Below are 7,150 nucleotides of genomic sequence, written 5' to 3'. Positions count from 1 at the left end.
CGATCAACCTGGGGACCAGCCCGGCGATCAACCTGGGGACCAGCCCGGCGATCAACCTGGGGACCAGCCCGGCGATCAACCTGGGGACCAGCCCGGCGATCAACCTGGGGACCAGCCCGGCGACGAACCTGGGGACCAGCCCGGCGACGAACCTGGGGACCAGCCCGGCGATCAACCTGGGGACCAGCCCGGCGACGAACCTGGGGACCAGCCCGGCGATCAACCTGGGGATCAGCCCGGCGACGAGCCTGGGGATCAGCCCGGCGACGAGCCTTCGAACGAGCCCGCAGATCGGCTTCTGCCAGTGCCTGACAGCGAACTGACACAGGAAGCGCGCGGCGGGGTGCAGGTGCCCGCGGCCGCGACAGCCGGCGCGCAAGTCACCGTAGTGGTCCTGGGCCACCCGGGCGAGCAGGTGCGGATCTGGCTGCACTCGAATCCGACCCTGCTCGCCACCGTCACCCTGAACGCGGACGGCCAAGCGGTTGTCACCATCCCGGCCGGCTCAACCCCCGGCCAGCATCGAATTGTCGTCCAAGCCATGGACGGCACGCTGATCGGATGGGGCGACATCCAGGTGGCCGCCGCAGCCAAGGCTGACCCGGCCGAAGAGTCTCTCCCCGTGACCGGCCCGCAGACGGGCTGGCCGGCGCTCGGCATGGCCATAGCGCTCATGGTAGGCGGAGCGATGCTCGCGCGCCGTCGCCGGTACGCCCAACAATAAGGCGCTGACGGCGGGGTTCCCCATTGGGCGAAACCCGCCATCCCGAGCGAGGCCGACGCCAGACGGCCTCGCTCGGGAGCGTAGGCCGGGCCCCCGCCGATCAAGAACCGCCCGGCCAGCCCGGAGAGCCGCAGCGAGCGCTCGCCCACACCGGGCCCGACTTCGGCCTCAAGCGCGATCGCGAGCCATCCCGCCCCCTCGACGCGCTCCCGAAACGCCCTCAGAAGCTACAGTCTTGTCCGGCCCCCGCAAACCGACCAGCACCGCGGGGCCACTAGCCGTCCCGGCGGCCGGAGGTCGACCCGCGCTCCCAGGCCGTTCAACCACCCTTCAGGCGCTTCATCTTGTGCCAGCACAGTCAGGCCAGGTCTTCGACCGTGATCCCCAGCACAGAGGCCAGCGACCTCGAAACTCGCAACAAGTCGCCTTCATCGAGCACGCCCACACGCATGCCGAGCCGCTCGGCCCTGACGGTGAACGGCTTCTCGGTCATCACGTAACTGGCTTCTTTCAGCCCGTTCGCGGGGGTGGAATCCAGTCTGACCCTGTTTCGCGCGGCGGCTGAATCGAAGGTGGTCAGCGCCACCATGATGGCTGACTCGAACGTCGCCGAGACGACGTCGGACTGCACGGCGACGGCGGGCCGCGCCTTGCCCGCGTAGGCGGGATCCCGCACCGTCCAGACCTCACCGCGTCTCACGGAGCAGCTCCATTGCCTGGCGGTCCACGAAGTCGAGCGCCCCCTCCTCCGTCGCGAAAGGCTCCACTTCCGCTCCCAGACGCACATCGAATGGGAACCCGCGGCGGCGGTTGAACGCCGCCACGAACACCCTGATGGCGTCTGCTGGAGTGGTGCCTAGTTCGCGAGTCGTCTGCCGAAACGCCTGGTCCTGGGACTTCTCAATCCTGGTTGCTAGCTGAACGGTCTCCATTAGCCCTCTCCGCTACCCCTTGCTACTTGTTACTACCAAATCCTAGCGGATACTACTCGGGAGCGACCAGGCCCGTTTGGGGCCGCGTAGTCTGGGGGGTACGTCAAGGGCGGGCCTTGGCCGGCGGCCCGCGCCGGAGGGTGGTTCGAGGAGGGCGTTGTGAACAGGATCTGCCGAGTCGCCGGATTGGCGGTCGCTGCCGTTTTGACGCTGACCGCGTGCGATTCGGCCGAACCGGAGCCGACTCCCGCCGGGCCGGATGAGGCGAAGCAGGCCGCCGCCGCCGACCGGTTCGCCGATTGCCTCACGGCGGCCAGCGTGCCGTTCAGGCTTGTGACGACGCAGGACGGCCAAAAGGACGTGTACTTCGACGCGACTAACGAAGTGACGGTCTTTTCGCTGGGTGGTGCCGACAACTCCGGCGGATACTGGGGCGGCGACTATCGATCCGCCTCGGCTCAGGAGGCTGCGGAGGCCGCGGCGGCCGAAGTGCTCAAGCGTTACGACCCCTACTGGGCCGCCATGCTGTCGGGGGCCAGCCGGGAAGAGTTGGACGCTTTGGGCAGCCCAGACCCGGAAGCGCGCTTCCTCGTGGTCGGGGCGACCGACCACACCCAGGCCTTCGTCGATTGTCTGGACCAAAGCGGCTACACGCCATCGACCTACAAAGCCGATCCGGCTGAGAATCTGAAGTCCGAGCAGCGCCTCGCCGCGGCGACGGTCAAGTGGGCGCAGTGCGCCCGCGACAACGGTTACCCGGGCGTCAAGGACCCGCCGGCGCCCGCAGCCGGTGACGACATCTATCCCACCGCCGTCCTCCCGGCCGAAATCACGACCGCCGAATTGAAGGCGCTGCTCGACCGCTGCCCGAATTACGACGTGGAGGCGGAAGAAGCGCTGCGCGAGGCCCTAGAGGCGCTGGGCGGCAACCCGCCAGAGGGTGAATGGCAGCGCGTGTGGGACGAGCACAGAGTGGACCCGCCGTCCATCGGCTTCGACGTGCCCGGCTGGGATGGGACCAAGCCGGGCGGCGGACCCGAACCGGACCCTGCCACGCTGGAGCGCCTCCGCGAACTTGAACGGGTGCTGTCGGACCGGTTTACCCAGTTGCAGCAGTCCATCCCCGCCCCGAACGCCACTTAGCTCGGCCCTCCGTCGTTGCGCCAACGCCAGCGGCTACGGAGACTCGCGGTTTACTGGTCGGGTTTGCGCGCCTCGCGCTGGGCGGCCCGCTGGGCCGCGTTCCAGTCCCGCATCCGCTGCGGGTAGCCGGTGAAGTTCACGTCGTAGACCGGGATGCCAAGGGAGATCGCGACCGAGCGGGCCGTGGCCGCGTCCGGCACTTTGCGCCTGGTCCACTCCCCCGTGGTGGCGACCAGCAGCAACGTGGTCTGAATCTGCGGGTTCGGCGGCTCGATGTACGCCTCCACCCCGACGCGCGAGGACACAAAAGCCCTTAGATGATCCAGCGTCTCGCGTCTCGCGTCGCTGGCCGTGGAAGCCGAAGCGGAGCCGTCTGGGCCGCCGGAGCGCTTGCGTTTGCCGAATGGGCGCCAACTCACACCGGAGAGCCTAGCTCACGGCAACCGTCGCACGCCCGCATCCATGACCTGCGTACCGGCGAAACCGTGTCAAAATTGGTGTGGGACTTCGGCCCTAACGGGCGGGGAGTGGCCAGACCGACAAACCAAGAAAGGTGCCATCACAGTGGCCGAATCAGCCGTGTACGACGTGGTCATACTCGGAGCGGGAAGCGGCGGCTACGCCACCGCCTTGCGCGCCGCCCAACTGGGCTTGAACGTCGCCTTGATCGAGTCCGACAAAGTCGGCGGGACGTGCCTGCACCGGGGCTGCATCCCGACTAAGGCCATGCTCCACTCCGCGGAGATCGCCGACCAGGTCCGCGAATCCGCCAAGTACGGCGTCCAATCGCAGCTCACCGGGATCGACATGAACGGCGTCAACGCCTTCAAACAGGGCGTGATCGACCGGCTCTACAAGGGTTTGCAAGGTCTGGTGTCCGGCCGCGGCGTCCACTTGATCCAGGGCCGCGGCGAGGTCGTGTCCCCCACCCAGGTGCAGGTCGGCGGCGAAACCATCCAAGGCAGGCACTTGGTCCTGGGCACGGGCTCCTACGCGAGGTCTCTTCCAGGACTGGCCGTCGAGGGGCGGGTCATGACCTCGGATCAAGCCCTCGCGCTGGATTGGGTCCCCCAAAACCCCATAGTCCTGGGCGGCGGCGTGATCGGCCTGGAGTTCGCCTCGCTGTGGGCGTCCTTTGGCGCCAAGCCGGTGATCGTGGAAGCCCTGGACCATCTGGCCCCGAATGAGGACCTGACCGTCTCGAAGCTGATCGAACGCTCCTTCAGGCGGCGCGGGATCGGCTTCAAGCTGGGCGTCAAGGTGGCGGACGTGTCGCAAGACGACAGCCAGGTGACGGTCCGCATGGAAAACGGCGACACGCTGACAGGCGACGTGCTGCTGGTCGCGGTGGGCCGCGGCCCGAACACGGCCGGGGTCGGCTTCGAGCGCATCGGCTTGGCAATGGACCGCGGCTTCGTCCCGACCGACCCGCAGTTGCGCACCAACGTCCAAGGCGTGTGGGCGGTGGGCGACATTGTGCCCGGCCTTCAACTGGCGCACCGCGGCTTCGCCCAAGGCATCGCGGCGGCGGAACGGATCGCCGGCCTTAGCCCGGCCCCGCTGGTCGAATCCGGCATCCCCAGGGTCACCTACTGCGACCCGGAGATCGCCTCGGTGGGCGTCACGGAGGCCGCCGCCAAGTCGGAGCACGGCGAAGACGCCATTGAGACCGTCGAATACAACCTGGCCGGCAACGGCAAGAGCCAGGTGCTGGGCACCCAGGGCTTCGTCAAGTTGGTGCGCTTGGCGGGCGGCCCGGTGCTGGGGGTCCACATGGTCGGCACCCGGATCGGCGAATTGGTCGGAGAAGCCCAGTTGATCGTCAATTGGGAGGCCTACCCTGAAGATGTGGCCGAATTGATCCACGCCCACCCCACGCAAGACGAGGCCATCGGCGAGGCGTTCCTCGCCCTGGCCGGCAAGCCCCTCCACGCCCACGCCTAACCTCGACAACAGAACCGGAGCAATGATGTCCCAGCCAGTACCAATGCCGGCCCTCGGCGAATCGGTGACCGAAGGCACAGTCACCCGGTGGCTCAAGCAGGTCGGCGACCCAGTCGCCGTCGACGAGCCCCTCGTCGAAATCTCGACCGACAAAGTCGACACCGAGATCCCCTCCCCCTTCGCCGGGGTCCTCCTGGAGATTTTGGTGCCGGAGGATGAGACCGTGGAGGTGGGCGCCATTTTGGCGACGTTGGGCGAACCCGGCGAGGCGCCTTCCAGCGAGCCCGCCACGCCCTCCCCCGCGCCCGATGCCGTTCAGCCCGTCCCGGCGCCACAGCCCGTCCCAGCTCCGGAGCCTCTCCCAACGCCCCAACCCGCGCCGGAGCCCGCGCCGGAGCCCGCTCCGGAGCCGGTCCCCGGGCCGGCACCGCGCCCGGCCGAGGCCACCCATCCGGAAACCTCGTCCGCGTTCGCGCCGATCGCCCGGCCGGCCCACACGCCGGCCCACGCGGCCCCGGCGATCGCGCCTCCCCCGCCCATCGCCACCCCGGTGGCGGCGCCCCCGGCTGGGGCTGTGCGGGCGGCATCGGACACCACCGCCGCCTACATCACCCCGCTGGTGCGCAAACTGGCGAACGAGGTCGGCGTGGACCTGTCGACGGTCCAAGGCAGCGGCGTGGGCGGACGGATCCGCCGCGAGGACGTGCTCGCGGCCGTGCGGCCGGCGCCCGAGGTGCCCGCCACGCCCACGCTGCCCGCAGACCAGGACCGGCTGCCCCGGCTCCGCGCGATCGAACGCCAACTGCACGAGGTCTACCAGCCGACCCAGCTGACTTCCGTCGCCGAGGTGGACGTCACCGAGGTGATGCGGCTGATCGCGCGCGGCAACCGGCGCTTCCTAGAGCGCGAGGGCATTGAGCTCTCCCCGGACCCGTTCTTCGCGCGGGCCACGGTCGAGGCGCTGAAGGCCAATCCGGTTTTCAACGCGGCCATTGTGGACGGCGACGTCACCTACTACGCCCAAGAGAACCTGGGCGTGACGGTCTTCACGCCGTCGGGTCCGCTGGTGCCCGTGATCGCGGACGCCGGCGCCCTGGGGCTGGTCGGCTTCGCCCGTGCGATCGCCGCGGTCAAAGCCCGCGCGGCCGGCAGCGCTCTGCTGCCGTCAGACCTGGCCGCCGGGACCTTCACTTTGACGGCTCCGGCCGGTCCCGACTTGATGCTCGACTTCCCGATCATTGATGCGCCCCAGGTGGCGGTGCTGTCGGTGGGCGCGGTCACGCGTCGGCCAGTTGTGGTCGGCGAGGGCATCGCGGTGCGCTCAACCAGCTACCTGGCCCTGTCCTACGACTCGCGCCTGATCACGCCCTCGGACGCCGCCAAGTTCCTGGCCGCGATCAAGAACCGCCTGGAAACCGGCAGCTTCGAAGCGGAGCTCAGTCTCTGACCAGTTCCCCGGCGAAGAACCGCAGCGCCTGGGCCTCTTCGAACGGGCCGCCGGCCTCGTGGCCGTTGAACTCCCAGACCAGGAGTTCTTTCGGCCCGGCGTAGTTGTTGTAGGCCGCGAACACGGTCGAGGGCGGCACAATCTGGTCCATCAGAGCGGCCGTCAGCCGGACCGGGACGCGGCTCAGGCGTGCGAAGTTGACGCCGTCGAAGTAGGCGAGCACCCCGAACACCGCCGCCACCCGGTCCCGGTGGCAGGCGAGGTATTCGGCGAACTCCGAATAGGGCCGCGCGTCGGTGGCTTCGACGCCTCGGCGCACGTCCGCGAGGAACGGCACGCTCACCCAGGCCGCCCGCACACCGGCGGCCAGCGCCGCCGCCGCCAGCGCCATGGCGCCGCCCTGGCTGCCCCCTTGCACGGCGATCCGGTCCGGGTCCACCTGCGGCAACTGCCTGGCCGCCTCCACGGCCAGGACCGCGTCCGTGAAAAGCCGCCGGTAGTAGTAGGTGGACCGATCCTCGATCCCCCGAGTGCACTGGCCCGGCACGGACGGCCCCGACCCGCCGCTGTCCGGGGTGTCCCCCACGCCCCAACTCGAGCCCTGGCCCCGCGTGTCCATCTGGACGTGGGCGAACCCGGCGCTGGCCCAGGCCAGGCTCTCCGTCGGCAACCCCCGCCCGCCGCCATAGCCGGCGTAGGTGACAACTGCCGGAAGCCGCCCCGCGTGGCCGCGCGGGACGCGCAGCCAGCCCTTGATTGGTTCGCCCTCGAACCCGGCGAAGGTCAGATCGTACACGTCCAATGTGGTCAACGGCGTGGCCACGGGCAGCGTCCGGGGCCGCCAGGACCGGGAGCGGGAGGCAGCCAGGGTTTCGCGCCAGAACTCCTCGAAGTCTTCCGGCAACGTCACGCGGCCCGTGTATGACCGCAGTTCTTCCAAAGGCAGATCGCGCAGCATCA

The 7,150-nt window shown here is 69.3% G+C and carries 9 protein-coding genes; 5 read left to right on the top strand and 4 right to left on the bottom strand.

Annotated features, from left to right (window positions below):
• On the top strand, window positions 1–323 hold a 323-nt coding region (locus tag LBC97_08690), incomplete at its 5' end, for a hypothetical protein (protein ID MDR2566117.1).
• Window positions 305–724: an LPXTG cell wall anchor domain-containing protein gene (locus LBC97_08685; protein MDR2566116.1), complete on the top strand. Its 420-nt coding sequence runs from the start codon at window positions 305–307 to the stop codon at window positions 722–724. The genes LBC97_08690 and LBC97_08685, both read left to right, overlap by 19 nt.
• A 358-nt stretch (window positions 725–1,082) precedes the next feature.
• On the opposite strand, the gene LBC97_08680 is transcribed toward LBC97_08685, so the two are convergent.
• Window positions 1,083–1,424: a type II toxin-antitoxin system PemK/MazF family toxin gene (locus LBC97_08680; GenBank protein MDR2566115.1), complete on the bottom strand. Its 342-nt coding sequence runs from the start codon at window positions 1,422–1,424 to the stop codon at window positions 1,083–1,085.
• Window positions 1,411–1,656, bottom strand: coding sequence for a translation repressor RelB (locus LBC97_08675; GenBank protein MDR2566114.1), 246 nt, complete (start codon window positions 1,654–1,656; stop codon window positions 1,411–1,413). The genes LBC97_08680 and LBC97_08675 overlap by 14 nt, the downstream gene beginning before the upstream one ends.
• Before the next feature lie 159 nt (window positions 1,657–1,815).
• Here LBC97_08675 and LBC97_08670 point away from each other — a divergent pair, with 159 nt between their 5' ends.
• Window positions 1,816–2,799, top strand: coding sequence for a hypothetical protein (locus LBC97_08670; GenBank protein MDR2566113.1), 984 nt, complete (start codon window positions 1,816–1,818; stop codon window positions 2,797–2,799).
• A 50-nt stretch (window positions 2,800–2,849) separates the two neighbouring features.
• On the opposite strand, the gene LBC97_08665 is transcribed toward LBC97_08670, so the two are convergent.
• A complete protein-coding gene (locus LBC97_08665; protein ID MDR2566112.1) occupies window positions 2,850–3,218 on the bottom strand; it encodes an oxidoreductase in 369 nt (122 codons plus the stop codon).
• 145 nt (window positions 3,219–3,363) lie between these two features.
• On the opposite strand from LBC97_08665, the gene lpdA reads away from it, so the two are divergent.
• Both lpdA and LBC97_08655 read left to right on the top strand, forming a co-directional pair.
• The gene (gene lpdA, locus LBC97_08660; protein ID MDR2566111.1) at window positions 3,364–4,743 is read left to right on the top strand and encodes a dihydrolipoyl dehydrogenase; all 1,380 of its coding nucleotides are present in this window, start codon (window positions 3,364–3,366) and stop codon (window positions 4,741–4,743) included.
• Window positions 4,744–4,768: 25 nt separating this feature from the next.
• On the top strand, window positions 4,769–6,190 hold the full coding sequence (locus tag LBC97_08655; protein ID MDR2566110.1) for a 2-oxo acid dehydrogenase subunit E2: 1,422 nt from the start codon (window positions 4,769–4,771) through the stop codon (window positions 6,188–6,190).
• On the opposite strand, the gene LBC97_08650 is transcribed toward LBC97_08655, so the two are convergent.
• The gene (locus LBC97_08650; GenBank protein ID MDR2566109.1) at window positions 6,180–7,148 is read right to left on the bottom strand and encodes an acetylxylan esterase; all 969 of its coding nucleotides are present in this window, start codon (window positions 7,146–7,148) and stop codon (window positions 6,180–6,182) included. The genes LBC97_08655 and LBC97_08650 overlap by 11 nt on opposite strands.
• Between the last annotated feature and the right edge of the window lie 2 nt (window positions 7,149–7,150).

It is taken from the genome of Bifidobacteriaceae bacterium, from assembly GCA_031281585.1.
GTDB lineage: Bacteria > Actinomycetota > Actinomycetes > Actinomycetales > WQXJ01 > JAIRTF01.
The sequence above is the reverse complement of the archived record's forward strand: the minus strand, read 5'-3'. Positions and strand labels throughout refer to the sequence as shown.

What these genes read in the sequence shown, in the direction of transcription:
- LBC97_08675 (MDR2566114.1), bottom strand. Translation starts at nt 1,656, where the DNA reads ATGGAGACCGTTCAGCTAGCAACCAGGATTGAGAAGTCCCAGGACCAG.
- LBC97_08655 (MDR2566110.1), top strand. Translation starts at nt 4,769, where the DNA reads ATGTCCCAGCCAGTACCAATGCCGGCCCTCGGCGAATCGGTGACCGAA.
- LBC97_08650 (MDR2566109.1), bottom strand. Translation starts at nt 7,148, where the DNA reads ATGCTGCGCGATCTGCCTTTGGAAGAACTGCGGTCATACACGGGCCGC.